This is a genomic window from Xanthobacter lutulentifluminis, assembly GCF_043194675.2.
In the GTDB taxonomy this organism is placed as follows: Bacteria; Pseudomonadota; Alphaproteobacteria; order Rhizobiales; family Xanthobacteraceae; genus Xanthobacter.
The window spans coordinates 780,060-796,888 of the sequence record NZ_CM195525.1 but is presented as its reverse complement, the minus strand read 5'-3'; the positions used below and the strand labels follow the sequence as shown (position 1 = coordinate 796,888).

Below are 16,829 nucleotides of genomic sequence, written 5' to 3'. Positions count from 1 at the left end.
CACAAAGCCGCCGGGGGCAAAGCCGGCGGAGCGGCCGGGCGCGAAGCCTAGCGGCGCCTGTGCTGCTCCAGCACGGCGCGGCTCGCCTCCGGCAGGGGCAGGGGGCGGCGGTGGACGGTGTCGAACAGCACGATCACCGTCTCGGCGGTCGCCGTGCAGGTGCCGTCCTGGAACAGGGCCTGCGCCAGCGTGACGGAGCTGCGGCCGATCTCGAGCACCGCGGTGCCGATCTCGACCTGCCCGGGCCAGTGCATCTCGGCCCGATAGTCGAGGACGAGACGGGCGATGACGAAGCCCGCCCCTTCCGGTGCCACCGCAGGCTCCGAGCGCAGCAGCAGGCCGGTGCGGCCGGTCTCCAGGAAGGTGGAGAACACCGCGTTGTTGACATGGCCCAGCTTGTCCGTGTCGCCGTAGCGGATGGTATCCACGGACCGGATGGGGAACTCGTCCAGCGTCGGCAGCGGCGCGCGTTCCTTCGCCATCACGCGCCCCGGCCCAGCGCGCGCCAGCCGATGTCGCTGCGGTAGAAGCCGTCCGGCCAGTCGATCCGCGCCAGCGCGCCGTAGGCCCGGTCCCGGGCCTCGCCAAGGGTCGCGCCGGTGGCGGTGACGTTCAGCACGCGCCCGCCGTTGGAGACCAGCATGCCGGCCTTGCGACGGGTGCCGGCCTGGAACACGATCACCCCCGGCTCGGCGGTGGCCCGCTCGATGCCGGCGATCTCGCTGCCGGTCTGGTGCGGGCCGGGATAGCCGCGCGAGGCGTAGACCACGGTCATCGCCGAATCCTGCGACCACAGCGGCGTCACCGCGGCAAGGCGCCCGGTGGCCGTGGCGTGCAGCACCTCCACCAGGTCACCGGTGAAGAGCGGCATCAGCACCTGGCACTCGGGGTCGCCGAAGCGGCAGTTGTATTCCACCAGCTTGGGGCCGTCCTTGGTCAGCATCAGCCCGGCATAGAGCACGCCGCGATAGGGCGTGCCGGCCCGCACCATGGCGCGGGCGGTGGGGATGACGATCTCCTCGATGGCGCGGCGCTCCAGCTCCGGCGTCAGCACCGGGGCCGGGGAATAGGCGCCCATGCCGCCGGTGTTGGGGCCGAGGTCGCCGTCGAACGCGCGCTTGTGGTCCTGCGCGCTGCCGAACGGCACGACGGTCTCACCGTCCACCAGGGCGAACAGGCTCGCCTCCTCGCCCTCCATGAATTCCTCGATGAGCACCTCGGTGCCGCCGCCGGCGAACACCTGCTCCACCGCCTCGATGGCTTCCTCGACGGTGAAGGCGACGACAACGCCCTTGCCGGCCATCAGCCCGTCCGCCTTCACCACGATGGGCGCGCCCTGCGCCCGCACATAGGCGGCGCCCTCGGCGGCGGTGGTGAAGCGGCCGAAGGCGGCGGTGGGAATGCCGTTGGCCTTGCACAATTCCTTGGTGAAGAGCTTGGAGCCCTCCAGCCGCGCGGCGGCGGCGGTGGGGCCGAAGGCCGGGATGCCGGCGGCCTCCAGCCGGTCCACGAGGCCGGCCACCAGCGGCGCCTCGGGGCCCACCACCACGAAGTCGATGCGGCTCTCCTTGCACCACTTCACGATGCTGTCATGGGCGGAGAGCGGGATGCCCTCCACCAGCTCCGCATGCTCGGCGATGCCGGGGTTGCCCGGGATGGCATAGAACTGTCCCAGACGCTTGCTCTGCGCCAGCTTCCAGGCCAGGGCGTGCTCGCGCCCTCCCGAACCGAGCAGCAGGATGTTCATGCGGCCTCCCCAGAGATCGTGTCACATTCGCCCTATCGGCTCGCGGCCGCGCAAACAAGAGGCAGGCTCTGCGCTCGCCGCATGAGGGACCTTCCCGCTATGCTGTTTCCTTGAGCACTGAAGGCCCCGATTCGATGGTGGATGCCCCCGAAAGCCGCGCGAATGCGCCGGAATGGAGCGTTTCCGAGCTGTCCGCCGCGCTCCGGCGGACGGTGGAGGACGCCTACGGCCATGTGCGCGTGCGCGGCGAGATTTCCGGCTATCGCGGTCCGCACGGCTCCGGCCACGCCTATTTCAGCCTGAAGGATGCCGGCGCCCGGCTGGATGCGGTGATCTGGAAGGGCACGTTCCAGCGCCTGCGCCTGAAGCCCGAGGAGGGGCTGGAAGTTGTGGCGGTGGGCAAGCTCACCACCTATCCGGGCAAGTCGGGCTACCAGATCGTGGTGGAGGCGCTGGAGTTCGCCGGCGCCGGGGCCATCATGGCCATGCTGGAGGAGCGCAAGCGCCGGCTCGCGGCGGAAGGCCTGTTCGATCCCGCGCGCAAGCAGGAGCTGCCGTTCCTCCCGGCGGTGATCGGCGTCGTCACCTCCCCCACCGGGGCGGTGATCCGCGACATCCTGCACCGCCTGTCGGACCGCTTTCCCCGCCGGGTGGTGGTGTGGCCGGTGCGGGTGCAGGGGGAGACATCGGCCGCCGAGGTGGCCGCCGCCATCCGCGGCTTCAACGCCCTGCCGGCGGACGGCCCCATTCCCCGGCCCGACGTGATCGTGGTGGCGCGGGGCGGCGGCGCGCTGGAGGACCTGCTCGGATTTTCCGACGAGGAGGTGGTGCGGGCGGCGGCCGAGAGCTTCATTCCGCTGGTTTCCGCCGTGGGGCACGAGACCGACGTCACGCTCATCGACTTCGCCGCCGACGTGCGCGCGCCCACCCCCACGGCCGCGGCGGAGATGGTGGTGCCGGTGCGCTCGGACCTCATCGCCACGGTGGAGGACCTGGGCGCGCGCCTTGCCGCCGCGCCGGTGCGGCTGATGGAGCGGCGAAGGGCGGAGCTGCGCGCGCTGTCCCGCCTGCTGCCGGGGGCGGAGAGCCTGCTCGCGGTGCCCCGCCAACGGCTCGATGCGGCCGCCGACCGGCTGCCGCGGGCGCTCAAGGCCAATGCCCACGCCCATCGCCTGCGCCTCGTCGCCGCCCGCGCCCGCCTCTCGCCCGATGCCCTGCGCGCCCGCATGGGCCGGGGGGAGGACCGGCTTCGGGCGCTGGGCGAGCGCCTGCGGCTGGCGCTTTCCGTCGCCAGCGAGCGGCGCGGCGCCCGGCTCGCGTCGGCGGCGCAGCTGCTCAAGGCGCTGTCCTACAAGGATGTGCTCGCGCGCGGCTATGCGCTGGTGCGCGACGGCGCCGGCCATCCGGTGCGCAGCATCGCCGCCGTCGCGCCCGGCGTTGCGCTGGAGCTGGAGTTTGCCGACGGCCGCGCGGCGGTGGTCGGGGCAGGGGCCGATGCCCCGCTTCCGCCGGAGCCACCGGGCCGCGCCGCCCCCACGAGCCGTCCCCGTCGCAGCCGGCGGATCGAGGGTCCGACCCTGTTCGACTGACGGGACGGCAGGGTCTGAAGCCGGCGCCCCTTTCGCGCTGCGGCGCGAGGGATTATGTTTGAACCAGACAGTTCAGGATGACCACTGCGGTGATGAACAGATTCGAACGCTTCCCCGAGCCCCACGGCGAGGCGGAGGTGCGCTACCTCGACGGCGAGTTCCGTATCCTGCGGCCCGGCAGCTTCGTGCGCTGCGCCGTGACCGGGCAGAACATTCCGCTGGATGAGCTGCGCTACTGGAGCGTCGACCTTCAGGAGGCCTATGTGGGCCCCGAGGCGGTGCTGACTCGCGTGCGCGACCTGCCGCGCGAGTAATTGCCGCGCGAGTAGATTGCCGCGCGAGTGGATTGCCGCGGGAGCAACCCTGCGCCGCACGTACCGGCGATCATGAAAAAGGGGGCGCCCCGGCCGGGACGCCCCTTTTTCGTTTCGTCCATCTTGTCCGGCTTCAGCGCTGCGGCTGGAGGGTTTCGAGGAAGCGGATGGGCTGGCCGGCGGAGGGGCCGGTGAGCTCGCCCTCCCACATCACCTTGCGCCCGCGCACGAAGGTGCCGACAGGCCAGCCGGTGACCTCCTTGCCGTCATACGGCGTCCACTGGGCGCGCGAGGCGATCCAGCCGTTGGTGATGGTGGCGCGGCGCTTCAGGTCCACCACCGTGAAGTCGGCGTCGTAGCCCTCCACGATCCGCCCCTTGCAGGCAATGCCGAACAGGCGCGCCGGGCCGGCGCTGGTGAGATCGATGAAGCGCTCCAGCGACAGGCGGCCGGCGGCGATGTGGTCCAGCATCAGCGGCACCAGCGTCTGCACGCCGGTCATGCCGGAGGGGCTGTCGGGATAGGGCTTCTGCTTTTCTTCCAGCGTGTGGGGCGCGTGGTCGGAGCCGAGCACGTCCACCACGCCGCCGGCGATGGCGGCCCACAGCGCGTCGCGGTGGCGGGCGTCGCGCACCGGCGGGTTCATCTGGGCGAGGGTGCCGAGGCGGGCGTAGCAGTCCGGCGCAGCCATGGTGAGGTGATGGGGCGTCACCTCCACCGAGGCCACGTCGCGGGCGTCGGCGAGAAACGCCATCTCCTCGGCCGAGGTCACATGCAGCACATGGACGCGGGCGCCGGTCTCGCGCGCCAGAGTGACGAGCCGCCGGGTGGCGGTCAGCGCCGCCACCTCGTCGCGCCACACCGGGTGCGAGGAGGCATCGCCCGGCACGCGCAGGCCCTTGCGCTCGATGAGGCGCGGCTCGTCCTCGCAGTGGAAGGCGGCACGGCGGCGGATCACCTTCAGGATGTTGCGCACGCCGTCGTCATCCGCCACCAGCAGCGAGCCGGTGGAGGAGCCGATGAACACCTTCACGCCGGCCGCGCCGGGCAGGCGCTCCAGCTCCGGCAGGTCGGCTACATTGTCGTGGGTGCCGCCCACATAGAAGGCGAAATCGCAGTGCATGCGGTTGGTCCCGCGCGCGATCTTGTCCTCCAGCGCGGCGGCGGTGGTGGTCTGGGGAATGGTGTTCGGCATCTCGAACACGCCGGTCACCCCGCCCATGACGGCGGCGCGCGATCCGGTCTCCAGATCCTCCTTGTGATCAAGGCCGGGCTCGCGGAAATGCACCTGCGTGTCGATCACGCCGGGCAGCACGTGGAGGCCGGTGGCGTCCACCATTTCGCCGGCGCTCGCGGCGGAGAGATCGCCGATGGCGCGGATCTTCCCGCCCGAGACTCCGACGTCCGCAACGGCGATGCCGGCAGGGGTCGCGACCGCGCCGCCCTTCAGCAGCAGATCGAATGTCACGGGCATGGGAGGAGCCTCGCTCTTGTTGGGACAGGCAGGCGGCCTTAAATCTGGTTTTTCATTTGCTGACAAGGACGGTCCCATGCCCGTCGTTCATTTGACCGATCGTGTTCTCATTCGTGCTTCCGGCCCCGAGGCCTCGAAATTTCTCCACGGTGTCATCACCTGCAACGTGCAGACCATGGCGGTGGGCTCCTCGCGCTACGGCGCGCTGCTCACCCCTCAGGGCAAGATCATCTCCGACTTCCTGTTCTACCGGGACGGCGAGGACAGCTATGTCTTCGACGTGCCGGCCGAGCGCGCCGAGGACCTGCTGAAGCGGCTCACCTTCCATCGCCTCAGGGCCAAGGTGACGTTCGAGACCGTCGCCGATCTCGCGGTGGCGGCGGTGTTCGGGGAGGCGGGGAGCGTGCCGGAGGGCGCGTCCTACGAAGATCCGCGCCTGCCGGCCCTCGGCCGCCGGCTGCTGCTGCCGCGCGCGGCCGCCGGGGCGCTGCCGGCCGATGCCGCCGCCTATGAGGCGCACCGCATCGCGCTGGGCATTCCCAGGGGCGGAGCCGATTTCGCCTATGGCGACACCTTCCCCCACGAGGCCGACATGGATCAGCTCGGCGGCGTGGACTTCAAGAAGGGCTGCTATGTGGGGCAGGAGGTGGTGAGCCGCATGGAGCACCGGTCCACCCCGCGCAACCGGCTGGTGGAGGTGCTGTTCGCGGCGCCGCTCGATGCCGGGCAGGAGATCACCGCCGGTGACAAGGCGGTGGGGCAGCTCACCTCCGTCACCGACGGGCGCGGCATCGCCACCGTCCGGCTCGACCGCGCCACCGACGCGCGCACCGAGGGCGTGCCCCTGCGGGCCGGCACGGTGGAGGTGGAGCTGCGCCGGCCGGAATGGGCCAGCTTCTCGCTGGACTGGGAGAAGAAGGTGAGCGAGCTCGACCGCAAGTTCCAGGGCAGCTGAGAGGACACGCATGGCAGCGGACACGCCGGCCCCGGCGCGGGCCGAGCGGGCGCCCGTGATCGCGCACCAGGACGGCGTGACCCGCTGCTTCTGGTGCGGCACGGACCCGCTCTACATGGCCTATCACGACACCGAATGGGGCGTGCCCGAGCGCGACAGCCGGGCGCTGTTCGAGAAGCTGCTGCTGGACGGCTTCCAGGCCGGCCTGTCGTGGATCACCATCCTGCGCAAGCGCGACAATTTCCGCCGCGCCTTCGACGGCTTCGACCCCGCCACCATCGCCCGCTACGACGCCGCCAAGGTGGAGGCGCTGATGCAGGACGCCGGCATCGTGCGCAATCGGGCGAAAGTGGAGGGGGCGGTGCTCTCCGCCCGCGCCTATCTCGATCTTCAGGAGGCCGGGACCTCGTTCGCCGACCTCATGTGGGATGCGGTGGATGGCGAGACGCGCCTGAACCGCCCGCGCCGCATCGCCGACATCCCGGCCGAGACGGAGCAGTCGCGCGCCCTCTCCAAGCGCCTGAAGGGGCTGGGCTTCAAGTTCGTGGGGCCGACCATCGTCTATGCCGCCATGCAGGCGTGCGGGCTGGTGGACGACCACCTCGCCGGCTGCCATTGCGCCCGGGCCTGACCCGGCACGGCACGGGAATGCCGATTCGCGGGGGATGACGGGCGACTTTGTGGCCCGCGCCCCTTTCATCGGCGGCGGCCGGGCCTTATATTCCAAGAGCCGGCGCAAGCCGGATATGGCGATAAATGGTTGTCGTAATAAGCCTTTCGGACCCGGGGGCAGTACCCGGCGCCTCCACCAGAGCCCATCTCCCCTGCGGGGCGTTGGGCTCCGGCGGGGGCGAACCAGGATCGACGAGGGTGTAAAGGGCAGACTTTCGCTCGGCATGGTACCGCCGTTATCGGGCTAAACTTATAGTTGCCAACGACAACTATGCTCCGGTTGCTCAGGCCGCGTGAGCGGTTTGACGATCGAAATCAAAGTCCTACCGGGTAGCACTGGATAGGCGGGGTTCGGAGGCACCTGGCAACAGAAGCCTCCACTTCCCTTCCATCCGGCCGGACGAGGGAAGGCTGAAGGCTCCTCGCCGGAAACCGCCCCGTGGGCGGCTGCGTTGCCGGGCTTCGTCGGAGGGGGTCCACCGGACATCCTGCGGTGGTCCGGGCGTCGGGCGGGAGCGGTGATGCATCGGTCGTCGCGGGATTGCCCATCCCGGGGCCGGTCATCCGGTTTCACCGGGCCGGACGGGGAAGTGCTGCGGGCTCATGTCGGTCGATCACATCCGCTACGATCTTCTCGCCCAGGAGGCGCTGCGCTCCGTGGTGCGCCGCGTGCTCGCCGATGTCGCCCGCACCGGCCTTCCCGGCGACCATCATTTCTACATCTCCTTCGATACCCGCGCGCCGGGCGTCCGCCTGTCCCAGCGCATGCGCGAGAAGTATCCGGAGGAGATGACCATCGTTCTCCAGCACCAGTTCTGGGACCTGATCGTCACCGACGTCTCGTTCGAGGTGGGCCTGTCCTTCGGCGGCATTCCCGAGCGGCTTCTGGTGCCGTTCTCCGCGCTGAAGGGCTTCTTCGATCCCTCCGTGAAGTTCGGCCTCCAGTTCGAGCTCGCCTCCAACGACGCCGAGGCGCCCGAGGATGACGACCTGCCGGTCGAGCCGCCGCGTTCGGCCAATGCTCCGGCCGCGCCCGGTCCGCGTCCCTCGCGGGGAGCGGCCTCCGAGCCGGCCTTGGCCAGCGCCTCCGCGCCCAGCGACGCCGACGCCGACGCGGAGAAGGGCGAGGGCGAGAAGGAGGCGGGCGAGCGCCCGGCCGGCGGCGCCCAGGTGGTGCAGCTCGACGTCTTCCGCAACAAGAAGTGACGCGGCTCCGGGTCGGCGATCGTGACTGACGAGGCCGACGTCGCGGTCATCGGCGCCGGGGCGGCGGGGCTCGCGGCCGGCGTCCGTCTGCGCGCGGCTGGCATCGACGTCCGCGTGCTCGAAGCCGCCCCAATGGTGGGCGGGCGCGCCGCCACCGACACCAGCACTCTCGGCGTGCCGTTCGACCTCGGCTGCCACTGGCTGCACGACGCCACCGCCAATCCCTTCACCGCCATCGCCCGGCAGCTGGGCTTCCGGGTGGGCGGCAACAATCCCAATCCGCGCCGCCTGCATCTGGGCGATCGCTTCGCCTCTTCCGAGGAGAAGGCGGAGGCCGACACGCAGGTGGACGCCGCCTTCGAAGCGGTCCTCGACGCCGGTGCCGCCGGTCGCGACATTTCCGCCGCCGCGGCCATGGGCGGCGCCGAACGATACGGGCCGCTCGCCCGCCACTGGCTGGAACTGATGGCCGCCGCCGGGCCGGACGCCATCTCCGCGGTGGATTTCACCCATTACCACGACAGCGACGACAACTGGCCGGTGCTCGACGGCTACGGCGCGCTGGTGCTGGCCGCTGCCGGCGACCTGCCGGTGACCACCAACTGCCCGGTGCAGCGCATCGACCGCTCCGGCCGGCGGCTGCGCATCGAGACCCCGCGTGGCGCGCTCTCCTGCCGGGCCGCGGTGGTGGCCGTGTCCACCGCCGTCATCGCGTCCGGGCGGCTCGCCTTCGCGCCGGCGCTTCCGGTCGAGCTCGCCGAGGCGTTCGCGGCCCTGCCGCTGGGATTTGCCGAGAAGGTGGCGCTGCTGTTCGACGGGGACGTCTTCGGCGTGCCCGAGCGCACCGCGCTGGATTGCGTGAGCGCGGCAGATCCTGCACGCGCCGGCGCATCGGTGCTGCTCCGGCCCGGCGGCGCGCCGGCAGCGCTGGTGCATGTGGCCGGGCCAGCCGCGCAGGCCATCGCCGCCGAGGGCGGGACGGCGCTCGCCGATTTCGCGCTGGACGTGCTGGCATCCGCGTTCGGCAACGGCATCAAATCGCGGGTGCGGCGCGCCCATGTCACCGACTGGGCCGGCATGCCCTTCATCGGCGGCGCCTATTCCTGCGCGCTGCCGGGCCGGGCGCACCTGCGCGCGCGGCTCGATGCGCCGCTGGACGGGCGCATCTTCTTCGCTGGCGAGGCGCTGGGCGGGCAGGCCTTCTCCACCTGCCACGGCGCCCACCTCTCCGGCATCGCGGCGGCCGAGGCCGCCATCGCCTCGCTGGAGCCCGCGCCATGAAGTCCCGCCACCCGCTCGCCCTCGTGGTCGCCGTCTCCGAGAACGGCGTCATCGGCTCCGGCGGCGGCCTGCCGTGGCGCCTGCCGTCCGATCTCAAGCGCTTCCGGGCGCTCACCTGGGGCAAGCCGCTGCTGATGGGGCGGCGGACGTTCGAATCCATCGGCCGGCCCTTGCCGGGCCGTACCTCGGTGGTGATCAGCTCCGATCCCGCCTTCGCCGTGCCGGAAGGCGTGCGCACCGCCACCAGCCTCGCCGCCGGCCTCGCCGAGGCGGACGCCGCCGCCGATGCCATGGGCGCCGACGAGATCATGGTGATCGGCGGCGAGCAGGTGTTCCGCGAGACGCTGCCGCTCGCCGGGCTGCTGCACCTGACGCAGGTTCACGCCGCGCCCGAGGGCGACGTGCATTTTCCGCCGCTCGATCCCTCCGCGTGGCGGGAGGACGCGCGCGAAGGGCCGCTGCGGGGCGAGACCGACGAGGCGGCCTTCACCTACATCACGCTGCGCCGCATCGCGGACTGACGGCGACGTTCGCAGGCCGTGGCGGCCGGGCGCGCCTGCGCTGCCGGCGGCGGGGGCATGCCCGCAGTCCCTGCCGCCAAGAACCTGTCTTCGGAACCTGTCCTCGGAACCTGCACATCTAGCCCGCGTCCTCCATGCGGGCACGGCCAAGCTCCCCGCTGCGCGCGCGGCTTGGCCGTGCCCGCGGCCGGAGCGCGGCCAGATGAGGCGTGGCTTCTATTGTCCGCCGACGAGGCCGGGCGGCCGGGGGAGGTCGCCGAAGCCGCGCGTCGGCGGCAGCGTCGGCTCCGAGGGGGCCGGCGCATAGAGGCGGGGCGGGGGTTGGAGCTCCTGCGGCCGCTCGCGGCGGGGCGGCGCCTGCCGCGCGACGGCGGGCCGGCGCTCGGTTGCCGGGCTCGTCGTGGGACGGCTCTCGGGCCGGGCGGCGGAGGAATCGCCCGGCGTCGCGGTGCCGGCGGCGCCGGACGCTGTGGGCGCCCCGAAGCCGGCCGGGGGCGCGTCCTGCCGTTCGATGCCCTGTGGCGCCGCCGGTCGCTGCGCGGGGGCGGGGCGCGCCGCCTGCGTCTCCGGCGCCGCCTGCGCAGGGCGTCCGGGTGCGGGCGGTACGGCGGGTGCCGCCTGCGGCGACGAGGGCACGGGCGCCGGCGCCGGGCGTGCCGCCGAAGGTGAGGCCGGAGCAGGCGCAGCCGGAGCGGGCGGTGGCGGTACGGGTGCCGGGGCCGCCTGCACAGGCGCCGGCGCCGGGCGTGCGGCGGCGGGTGCGGCCGGAGCGGGCGGTGGCGGGGTTACGGGTGCCGGGGCTGCCTGCACCGGTGCCGGTGCCGGACGCGCGGCGGAGGGGGCGGCGGGCGCAGCCGGGGCGGGTGGTGTCGGGGGTATGGGCGCCGGGGCTGCTTGCGGGGCAGGCGCGGCGGGGGACACCGAGGCCGGCGCCGGCGCGGGACGGAGAGCCGGCACGGCCGGCGGAAGCGCGGCGCCGGGCGCGGTGCCATCGGGCACGACCCGGCCCTGCCGCTCCTCCAGCCTGCGGGTCTCGCGCTCGATGGCGCGCATGGCGACGACGCTGGTGAGCGCCGCCGCCGCCACCCGACGCTCGGGATTGGTGACGGGGCCGCGCCAGGCGACGCTGCCGCCCGGCACGCCGCCGGAGCCTTCGGGTCCTTCCAGATCCACGCTCGCATCCATGGCGAGGCGCGCCAGATCGAAGCTGCCGCCGAAGCCGACGCGCACGCCCTCGGCCGTGGAGCGGGCGGGGGAGAGGCGGGCGGTGCCGTTCACCACGCCCAGCGTGGTTTCCACGAAGCCGATGCGGAGCGGCCCGCGCGCCAGGGCGCGGTCCAGCATCAGCGCAGCACGCCGCTCGTCGGGCGGGGCGGGAAGGGTCGCGGTCTCGCCCAGCACGGCCTCGAGCGCTGTGGGGCTGACACCTTCGATTACCAGATCGCGCACGCCGAGCGTGCCCTGTCCGGACAGGGCCTGCACCACGCCCATCACGCTGCGGCCCGAGCCGCCGAGATCGAGCAGCAGGTTCACCCGGCCGCGCGGCGGCTGACGCGGGCCGGCCGGGGCGACGAGGGCGGCGGCGTCCACGTCCTCCAGCACGAGCCGGCCGTCGGCCTGAAGCAGGTCGGCCTGCCGACGCACGCGGAGCGACGCCGCTGCGCGGCCGCCACCAATGGCGCCAGACATATCGCGCACGTCGATGTCGCCGCCCTCGCTGCCCAGCAGCAGGCGCGCATTGCCGAGCGCATAGGGCCCGAGCACGGCGAGGCGCCCGGCCGAAAGCTCGAGATTGAGCCCCAGCCCGCTCACCGAGGCCGGCTGGATGCGCGCCGCGCTCCACGGGCCGGCGGTGGCGGGGGCATCGGTGCCGGTGCGGGCGGCGAAGGTGGCGAGGATGCGCGGCAGGGACAGGCTGTCGAAGGCGAGCTTGCCGCCGAAGCGCGGCACCGGGCCGGGCTCGAAGTCGAGATAGCCGGAGACCGGGGCGGCGGCGAGCGAGCCGGATATGGCATCGAGCCGCCAGCCGGCGCCGCGCCGCGCCAGGGTGAAGGCGAGGGCCGAAGGCACGGGCCCTTCCGCCGCCGCGGCGGCTTGGGGCAGCACGCGTCCAAGGTCGCCGCCGTCGAGACGCACGGCGAAGCTGGGCTCGATGGTGCCGCCGGCGATGCGGGCGGTTCCGTCCAGCTGCGCGGTGATGTCGGCGAGGGCGAGCTTGCCGCGCACCTGCGCCTCGCTGGGGGCGAGCGGGTCCACGGAGAGCTCGATCCGCGCCGGCCCCAGCCGCTGGCCGAGCGTCAGGCCAAGGCTCTCCACCCCGAAGGCGCCAAGGAAGCGCGCGCCGTCGGTGGCATCGCCCTTCAACGCGATGCGCAGCGGCACGCCGGCATTGCTACGGGCGAAGGTGACGTCGCCCGTGAGCTGGCCCATGGAGCCGGCGATGCTGATGTTGCGGCCGCCGGCCTCGCTCCAGACCACGGTGCTGGCGAGCTTCACCGGCGCGGCGATGGGCGCGAGGGCGGAGACCACCTGCGCGGTCTGCTCGCCGGCCACGAGCCGGGCGAGGGGCACGAGCCCGTCCGCCCGCGTGCCGGAGGCGGAGACGTTGAACTCGCCGCGCGGCGTGGTGGAGAAATTCTCCATCCGCCCGGCGCCCTCGATGCGGATGCCGGCGAGGTCATCCAGCACGATGCGCTGCAGGCGCCAGTTGCCGCCGGTGGCGGAGGCATCGAAATTCAGGCCGCGCAGCGGCAGTCCGGAGAGGGTGAGGTTGCGCCCGTCCAGCTGGAGCGCGCCATCGGCTCCGCCGCCCACTGCGGCAGCGGCCGTCTGCAGCGCCGCCACCAGCGGGTCGAGGTCGAAGCCGTCGAGGGAGAGGCGCAGGTTGATCTTCGGCGGGGCGCCGGCATCCAGCGCCGCATTGGCCGATCCGCGCACGCGGCTGGCGGCGAAGGTGGCGTCGAGGTTCTCCACCGCGATCCGGCTCGGCCCGGCGGAGACTTTCCCGGTGATGCGCACCGGCCCCTTGGCGGCCGCCACATATTCGCGCGGCGCGGCGGGGGCGGCCCAGCGCAGGAACACGGCGGGATCGTCGGCGGAGAAGGTCACGCTGCCGTCGAAGCCGCCGCCGGCGGCGCGGCTCGGCGTGCCGGAGAGGCGCAGCGCCGCCTTGCCGGGCAGCTGGGCTTCCGCGGTATCGACCCGCCAGCCGGACGCGGCGCCGGTGATGTCGGCGCGCACGTCGCGCACCAGCGTGCCGCCCAGCATCAGCTGCTCCACCGAGAGGCCGATGCGCGAGGCGATGTCGGGCGCCGGCAGGCCGGCCACGCCGCCGAGGAAGCGCGTGAGCGCCCCGGCCGGGTTCTGGTCGGCCGGCTGCGGGGCGGCGCCGCGCGGCGACTGGGCGCGTTCGCCTGCGGCCCACAGCGCGTCGAGATCGAGGCTGCGGGCGTTCAGCACCGCGTCGAGCCCCACCGCACGGCCGAGCGTGAGCTTGCCGGAGCCGGAAAGCTGGGCCGGCGTCTGGGCGCCGCCGAGGGCGAGGTCGAGATTGTCCGCCAGCACGGATTCGGGGCTGGCCTTCAGCGTGCCGGACAACTGCCAGGCGTCGAGCCCCTCGCCGCCGCGGCGGGCGAGGGTGGCCTTGCCGTCGAAGCGGGGGCGCGCGCCGGACAGGTTGAGATTGCCGTCAAGGTCCACGGCATAGGGCCCGGTTCGGCCGTCGAGCGCCAGCTTGAGGCGGCCGGCGCCGTCGTCGCCGATCTTGCCGAGGCTGGCACGCAGGGCGAAGCGGGTGCCGGCGGCGTCCAGCTCGCCGTCGAGGCGGAACGGGCCGGAGAGGGAGCGCGCCTCGCCCTTCACGTCGAAGCCGGTGAGGCTGGCGGTGCGGTCGGAGGCGCGGTCGAGCAGGTCGAGGCTGCCGCCCTTCACCTCGAGCCGGGCGATGGAGAGGTCGGTGGGCCGGGCCGCGCCGGTGGGCAGGGCGAGGCGGCCGGCGCTGTCGAGCACGAGGCGGATCTGCGGCCGGTCGAGGCGCACGCCAGTGGCTTCCACATCGCCGCGCAGGAGCGCGCCGAGGGAAAGCTCCGCCGTCATTTCCTTCACGGTGCCGCCGGTGGAGACGACGTCGCCGAGGGTGACGTCGCGCAGCGTCACGCGCGGGGCGGGCAGGATCTCGGCGTCGATGGGGCCACGGATGACGATCGGCAGGCCGAGGGCGCGGCCGATCTCCGTCTCGAACGTGCCGCGCCACGTGTTCCAGTCCACCACGAACGGCGCGGCGAAGGCCCCGCCGATGGCCAGGATCACCGCCGTGGCGAGACTGATCAGAATCCCCTGCACACCTGTCTCCCCGACACCACCCCCTCCGGGCGGGGGCTTCCCACCCTATGCGCAGGGATTGCGATCACAACGCGACGATCTTGCCCGGATTCATGATGTTTTTGGGATCGAGCGCGCGCTTGATGGCGCGCATGGCCTCAAGGGCGGGATCGCCGTGCTCGGCGGCCATGTATTTCATCTTGCCTTGGCCGATGCCGTGCTCGCCGGTGCAGGTGCCGCCCATGGCCAGCGCCCGCTCCACCAGGCGCTTCATGTAGAGCTTGGCCTTGGCGAAATCCTCCGGGTCGTCCACGTCCACCATGAGGGTGGTGTGGAAGTTGCCGTCGCCCACATGGCCGACGATCGGGGCGATGAGGCCCATCTCCTCGATGTCGCGCTTCGTCTCCATCACGCAGTCGGCGAGGCGGGAGATGGGCACGCACACGTCGGTGGCGACCGCCTTGGCGCCGGGGCGCAGCGGCAGCACGGACCAATAGGCATCGTGCCGCGCCTGCCACAGCTTCGTGCGATCCTCGGGCTTCACCGCGAACACGGACGGCCCGCCCCCGAACTCCGCGGCGATCTCGCCGAAGCGCTCGGCCTGCTCATGCACGCTCGCCTCGGTGCCGTGGAACTCCAGGAACAGGGTGGGCGTCTCCGCCAGCGCCAGCTTGGCATAGGCGTTGGAGGCCTTCACCTGCATCTCGTCCAGGAGCTCGATGCGGGCCACGGGGATGCCGCTCTGGATGGTGGTGATCACCGTATTGCAGGCCGCCTCGACGCTGGGGAACGGGCAGACCGCGGCCGAGACCGCCTCCGGGATGCCGTAGAGCTTCAGCGTGATCTCGGTGACGATGCCGAGCGTGCCTTCCGCGCCCACGTAAAGGCGGGTCAAATCGTAGCCGGCGGAGGACTTGCGGGCCCGGGTGGCGGTGGTGAGGATCTCCCCGGTGGGGGTCACCACCTTCAGCGAGAGCACGTTGTCCTTCATGGTGCCGTAGCGCACGGCATTGGTGCCGGAGCAGCGGGTGGAGACCATGCCGCCGAGCGAGGCGTCCGCGCCCGGATCGATGGGGAAGAACAGGCCCTGGTCGCGCAGCTCCTCGTTCAGCCGCTTGCGGGTGACGCCGGGCTCGATCACGCAGTCGAGGTCCTCGGTGTTCACGGCGAGGATGCGGTTCATGCGCGAGAGATCGATGCAGATGCCGCCGTAGGGCGCATTCACATGCCCTTCCAGCGACGTTCCGGCACCCCAGGCGATCACCGGGACCTCGTAGGCCGCGCAGGTGCGCACGACCTCCTGCACATCTTCCGTGCATTCGGCGAAGACGACGGCGTCTGCCGGCTCGTTGGGCAGGTAGGTGGTCACATTCGCGTGCTGCTGACGGACGGCGAGGCCGCTCACGATCTTGTGACCAAGGCGAGCCTTCAGCTCGGCCACTGCGGTGAGCGCGCGCTCCTGGCGCGACGGCTGCGAATTCGCGGCTGCAACAACCATTTACGATTCCTTAACTTTGCCATGCCCGGGCAGGCTGGCGGCCCGGGACTTATCCCCAGAAAGGAGGGATCCGGGTGCCGGTATGGAGCGGAATGACCTTGACAGTGACTTTTTTGATTCGGTTTTTCGCGCCTCCGGGGGCGTGACGAATGCCTCATCTCGCGTCACAGTGTGCTTACCAACGGCACATTACTGCAGACGAAGCGAGGCGGCCATGCTGGACCGGATCGACTTTGAACCTGTGTTCTTCGCGCCCTTCGTCGCCTCGGCGATGAAGGTGGAGAGCGAGTGGGTGGACTACAACGGCCACCTCAACGTGGCCTATTACACGCTCATCTTCGACCGCGCCGCCGATGAGGCCCTGTGCCTGCTCGGCCTCGGGCCCGCCTATGCAGCGCGCCGCGGCGCCTCCTTCTTCACCGCCGAGTGCCATGTGCGCTACCTCAGGGAGCTGGCGCCCAACGCGCCGGTGCGCGCCGCCCTGCGGCTGGTGGATTATGACGAGAAGCGCCTGCACGTGTTCCAGACGCTGCATCATGCCACCGAGGGGTGGGTGGCCGCCACCTGCGAGCAGATGCTGCTGCATGTGGACCTCGGCAGCCGCCACGTCGTGCCCTTCCCGGACGACGTGCTGGAGCGCATCGCCACCATGCGCGCCGCCCATGCCTCCCTGCCGCCGCCCGACGGGATCGGCCGCAAGGTCAACATGCCGGCCACGCGTTCCTGACCGGATGGGCCGCCCATCGGCGGCCCCCGGTGCTCCGGCTTCGGGCCTTCGCAGCGCGCCTGTCCCCACGGTGCCGGCCGTCTTCGTCCGCACAACTGGCCCACATCGTGTCCGGGACATCGTTCCGGACGGAAAAGGGTCATGTGCGCGGAGCCCCCTTGCCGGATGACGGCCGGGCGCAAACCTCTCTGATTTCATCTTGATGGTTACCCAGCCCGGGCGAGTGGAATCCTGCGCGCGGCGCAGGGCTGGCATGCCACGGCGTGCGTTCCGGCCCGCCTGCACGAGGCGTATCTTGCACTGCAACAAGGGCAACAAAGCCCCTAGCAGGAGTAGGCCTCCATGAGCGCCGTCAGCTACACCGACCCCAACTTCGTCCGTACTCGCAGGACCACCCCCGCCGCCCCCCAGGGCTTCCTCGCCCGTCTGTGGGAGGCTGCCAAGGCGGCCCACACCCAGCAGATCGAGCGCGAGTATCTGCGCTATTTCGAGATCCACGGCCACGACCCGGTCGTGGTCTGACCG

14 protein-coding genes and 1 other RNA gene are annotated in these 16,829 nt (G+C 72.1%); 10 read left to right on the top strand and 5 right to left on the bottom strand.

What is annotated here, in order from left to right:
• Positions 1–47: 47 nt before the first annotated feature.
• Together V5F49_RS03610 and purD are read right to left on the bottom strand one after the other, a co-directional pair.
• Positions 48–482 carry an acyl-CoA thioesterase gene (locus V5F49_RS03610; RefSeq protein WP_394114546.1) on the bottom strand — a complete coding sequence of 145 codons (435 nt, stop codon included), beginning with the start codon at positions 480–482 and terminating at the stop codon, positions 48–50.
• The gene (gene purD / locus V5F49_RS03605; protein WP_394114547.1) at positions 482–1,747 is read right to left on the bottom strand and encodes a phosphoribosylamine--glycine ligase; all 1,266 of its coding nucleotides are present in this window, start codon (positions 1,745–1,747) and stop codon (positions 482–484) included. Before purD ends, V5F49_RS03610 begins: the two co-directional genes overlap by 1 nt.
• 134 nt (positions 1,748–1,881) lie before the next feature.
• Here purD and xseA point away from each other — a divergent pair, with 134 nt between their 5' ends.
• Positions 1,882–3,336 carry an exodeoxyribonuclease VII large subunit gene (gene xseA, locus V5F49_RS03600; RefSeq protein WP_394114890.1) on the top strand — a complete coding sequence of 485 codons (1,455 nt, stop codon included), beginning with the start codon at positions 1,882–1,884 and terminating at the stop codon, positions 3,334–3,336.
• A 92-nt stretch (positions 3,337–3,428) separates the two neighbouring features.
• On the top strand, positions 3,429–3,650 hold the full coding sequence (locus tag V5F49_RS03595; RefSeq protein ID WP_394114548.1) for a DUF2093 domain-containing protein: 222 nt from the start codon (positions 3,429–3,431) through the stop codon (positions 3,648–3,650).
• 133 nt (positions 3,651–3,783) lie between these two features.
• Here the strand turns inward: V5F49_RS03595 and V5F49_RS03590 are convergent, their stop codons facing one another.
• Positions 3,784–5,124 carry a dihydroorotase gene (locus tag V5F49_RS03590; protein ID WP_394114549.1) on the bottom strand — a complete coding sequence of 447 codons (1,341 nt, stop codon included), beginning with the start codon at positions 5,122–5,124 and terminating at the stop codon, positions 3,784–3,786.
• 76 nt (positions 5,125–5,200) lie between these two features.
• Between V5F49_RS03590 and ygfZ the strand changes: the two genes are divergently transcribed.
• The 6 genes from ygfZ to V5F49_RS03560 all read left to right on the top strand — a co-directional run bounded on the left by ygfZ (position 5,201) and on the right by V5F49_RS03560 (position 9,759).
• Positions 5,201–6,079: a CAF17-like 4Fe-4S cluster assembly/insertion protein YgfZ gene (ygfZ, locus tag V5F49_RS03585; RefSeq protein ID WP_394114550.1), complete on the top strand. Its 879-nt coding sequence runs from the start codon at positions 5,201–5,203 to the stop codon at positions 6,077–6,079.
• A 10-nt stretch (positions 6,080–6,089) separates the two neighbouring features.
• A complete protein-coding gene (locus V5F49_RS03580; protein WP_394114551.1) occupies positions 6,090–6,710 on the top strand; it encodes a DNA-3-methyladenine glycosylase I in 621 nt (206 codons plus the stop codon).
• A gap of 59 nt (positions 6,711–6,769) precedes the next feature.
• Positions 6,770–7,133, top strand: a transfer-messenger RNA (tmRNA) gene (gene ssrA / locus V5F49_RS03575).
• 221 nt (positions 7,134–7,354) lie between these two features.
• A complete protein-coding gene (locus V5F49_RS03570) occupies positions 7,355–7,957 on the top strand; it encodes an SspB family protein (protein WP_394114552.1) in 603 nt (200 codons plus the stop codon).
• Between the two features lie 21 nt (positions 7,958–7,978).
• Positions 7,979–9,238 (top strand): flavin monoamine oxidase family protein, encoded by a 1,260-nt coding sequence (locus V5F49_RS03565; protein ID WP_394114553.1) that lies wholly within the window; start codon positions 7,979–7,981, stop codon positions 9,236–9,238.
• Positions 9,235–9,759, top strand: coding sequence for a dihydrofolate reductase (locus V5F49_RS03560; protein WP_394114554.1), 525 nt, complete (start codon positions 9,235–9,237; stop codon positions 9,757–9,759). Before V5F49_RS03565 ends, V5F49_RS03560 begins: the two co-directional genes overlap by 4 nt.
• A 216-nt stretch (positions 9,760–9,975) precedes the next feature.
• Here V5F49_RS03560 and V5F49_RS03555 read toward each other — a convergent pair whose 3' ends face one another.
• Positions 9,976–14,100 carry an AsmA family protein gene (locus tag V5F49_RS03555; protein WP_394114555.1) on the bottom strand — a complete coding sequence of 1,375 codons (4,125 nt, stop codon included), beginning with the start codon at positions 14,098–14,100 and terminating at the stop codon, positions 9,976–9,978.
• 64 nt (positions 14,101–14,164) lie between these two features.
• Positions 14,165–15,577, bottom strand: coding sequence for an FAD-binding oxidoreductase (locus V5F49_RS03550; protein ID WP_394114556.1), 1,413 nt, complete (start codon positions 15,575–15,577; stop codon positions 14,165–14,167).
• A 214-nt stretch (positions 15,578–15,791) separates the two neighbouring features.
• Between V5F49_RS03550 and V5F49_RS03545 the strand changes: the two genes are divergently transcribed.
• The gene (locus V5F49_RS03545) at positions 15,792–16,304 is read left to right on the top strand and encodes a thioesterase family protein (protein ID WP_394114557.1); all 513 of its coding nucleotides are present in this window, start codon (positions 15,792–15,794) and stop codon (positions 16,302–16,304) included.
• A 342-nt stretch (positions 16,305–16,646) separates the two neighbouring features.
• A complete protein-coding gene (locus V5F49_RS03540; RefSeq protein ID WP_394114558.1) occupies positions 16,647–16,826 on the top strand; it encodes a hypothetical protein in 180 nt (59 codons plus the stop codon).
• Positions 16,827–16,829 lie beyond the last annotated feature (3 nt).

What these genes read in the sequence shown, in the direction of transcription:
- V5F49_RS03610 (WP_394114546.1), bottom strand. Translation starts at nt 482, where the DNA reads ATGGCGAAGGAACGCGCGCCGCTGCCGACGCTGGACGAGTTCCCCATC.
- purD (WP_394114547.1), bottom strand. Translation starts at nt 1,747, where the DNA reads ATGAACATCCTGCTGCTCGGTTCGGGAGGGCGCGAGCACGCCCTGGCC.
- xseA (WP_394114890.1), top strand. Translation starts at nt 1,882, where the DNA reads ATGGTGGATGCCCCCGAAAGCCGCGCGAATGCGCCGGAATGGAGCGTT.
- V5F49_RS03595 (WP_394114548.1), top strand. Translation starts at nt 3,429, where the DNA reads ATGAACAGATTCGAACGCTTCCCCGAGCCCCACGGCGAGGCGGAGGTG.
- V5F49_RS03590 (WP_394114549.1), bottom strand. Translation starts at nt 5,124, where the DNA reads ATGCCCGTGACATTCGATCTGCTGCTGAAGGGCGGCGCGGTCGCGACC.
- ygfZ (WP_394114550.1), top strand. Translation starts at nt 5,201, where the DNA reads ATGCCCGTCGTTCATTTGACCGATCGTGTTCTCATTCGTGCTTCCGGC.
- V5F49_RS03580 (WP_394114551.1), top strand. Translation starts at nt 6,090, where the DNA reads ATGGCAGCGGACACGCCGGCCCCGGCGCGGGCCGAGCGGGCGCCCGTG.
- V5F49_RS03570 (WP_394114552.1), top strand. Translation starts at nt 7,355, where the DNA reads ATGTCGGTCGATCACATCCGCTACGATCTTCTCGCCCAGGAGGCGCTG.
- V5F49_RS03560 (WP_394114554.1), top strand. Translation starts at nt 9,235, where the DNA reads ATGAAGTCCCGCCACCCGCTCGCCCTCGTGGTCGCCGTCTCCGAGAAC.
- V5F49_RS03550 (WP_394114556.1), bottom strand. Translation starts at nt 15,577, where the DNA reads ATGGTTGTTGCAGCCGCGAATTCGCAGCCGTCGCGCCAGGAGCGCGCG.
- V5F49_RS03545 (WP_394114557.1), top strand. Translation starts at nt 15,792, where the DNA reads ATGCTGGACCGGATCGACTTTGAACCTGTGTTCTTCGCGCCCTTCGTC.
- V5F49_RS03540 (WP_394114558.1), top strand. Translation starts at nt 16,647, where the DNA reads ATGAGCGCCGTCAGCTACACCGACCCCAACTTCGTCCGTACTCGCAGG.